The organism is Pseudomonas sp. EGD-AK9, assembly GCF_000465935.2.
Classification (GTDB): domain Bacteria; phylum Pseudomonadota; class Gammaproteobacteria; order Pseudomonadales; family Pseudomonadaceae; genus Aquipseudomonas.
Genome location: NZ_AVOF01000552.1, coordinates 1 through 1,412 on the forward strand (window position 1 = coordinate 1; position 1,412 = coordinate 1,412).

The following is a 1,412-nucleotide window of genomic DNA, read 5'->3' on the forward strand; positions in this document are numbered from 1 at the left end:
CTGGCACGCAAGCCCGGCAGCAGCTCCGCCGAGCGCCAGGAAGCGGCCGAACTGCTGGAGACCGCCAGCCGCGCCGGCGAGCCCGGCGTGCTGCTGCCGCTGACCGAGCTCTACCTGTTCTACCCACAGGACTTCCCCGCCATGAACCTATCGCAACGCATCCATGACTGGCGCCAGCAGGGACTGCCGCAGGCCGAACTGGCGCAAATCCTTGTCTACCGCAGCGACGGCAGCTACGACCAGCACCTGGGCGAAATCGAGCGCATCTGCCAGGCCGGCCTGGCGGCGAACGACGTCTGCTACGTCGAGCTGGCCACGGTGTACCAGAAGCAGGGGCGCACCGAAGAGCTCGACGCCCTGCTTGAACAGCTGATGGCCGACTACCGCGCCGGCCGCGTGTCGCCCAACCGGGTCGACGCCGTGGCCCAGGTGCTGGCCGACGCCGAAGTCGGCCAGCCGCAGCCCGGGCGCGCACAGGAGCTGCTCGAAGCCATCGCGCCGCAGCATCCGGCCGCCTGGGTCAGCCTGGCGCGGCTGCTCTACGACTACCCGCAGCAGGGCGACAGCGAGACCCTGCTCGGCTACCTGGACAAGGGCCGCGACGCCGCCCTGCCGCGCGCCGAGCTGCTGCTCGGGCGCCTGTACTACGAAGGCAAGCTGCTGCCGCAGGAGCCGAAGAAAGCCGAGGAGCACCTGCGCAAGGCCGCGCCCAGCGAACCCAGCGCCAACTACTACCTGGGGCAGCTCTACCTGCGCGGCTACCTCGGCGACGTCTACCCGCAACAGGCGCTCGATCATCTGCTCAGCGCCGCCCGCGCCGGCCAGCTCAGCGCCGACTTCGCCCTGGCGCAGATGTTCAGCCAGGGCCGCGGCGTCAAGCCCAACCCGGTCAATGCCTATGTCTTCAGCCAGCTCGCCCTGCCGCGCAACACGCCGCAGACCCACGAGCTGGCCCATGCCATCGCCCAGCGCCTGACCCCGGCGCAACTGGCCGAGGCCCAGCGCCTGCTGCAAGAGGAGCGCGAGGCGCGTGGCAACGCCTGGCGCGAACAGAACAGCCTGCAGGCGAGCCAGCCATGAACAAGGACACCCGTATGCAGTTCAATCGAATCGTCAGCCAACTCGGCCTCGGTGCCAGCCTGCTCGCCGCCGGCACCGCCTGGGCGACCGACAACCAGACCGACTTCGGCCTGGACATCAAGATCACCGCGCAATCGGAAGACGACCGCGACCTCGGCACCCGCGACGGCGGCGACGTCAACGGCATCGGTCTCGACCTGCGCCCCTGGGCCTATGCCCAGCGCGGCGACTGGAGCGCCTTCGCCATGGGCCAGGCGGTGACCGCCACCGACACCATCGAGACCGACCCGCTGCAGCGCGCCGGCGACGACGGCGAAACCGCCGCCAGCAGC

2 protein-coding genes are annotated in these 1,412 nt (G+C 70.3%); both read left to right on the forward strand.

Annotated features, from left to right (window positions below; genetic code table 11):
• Window positions 1-1,080: SEL1-like repeat protein (locus tag N878_RS20500; RefSeq protein ID WP_021445408.1), on the forward strand; the 1,080-nt coding region annotated here is incomplete at its 5' end.
• A gap of 14 nt (window positions 1,081-1,094) precedes the next feature.
• Window positions 1,095-1,412, forward strand: a 318-nt coding sequence (locus tag N878_RS20505) for an alginate export family protein (RefSeq protein WP_177342917.1), incomplete at its 3' end; no start/stop codon positions are given.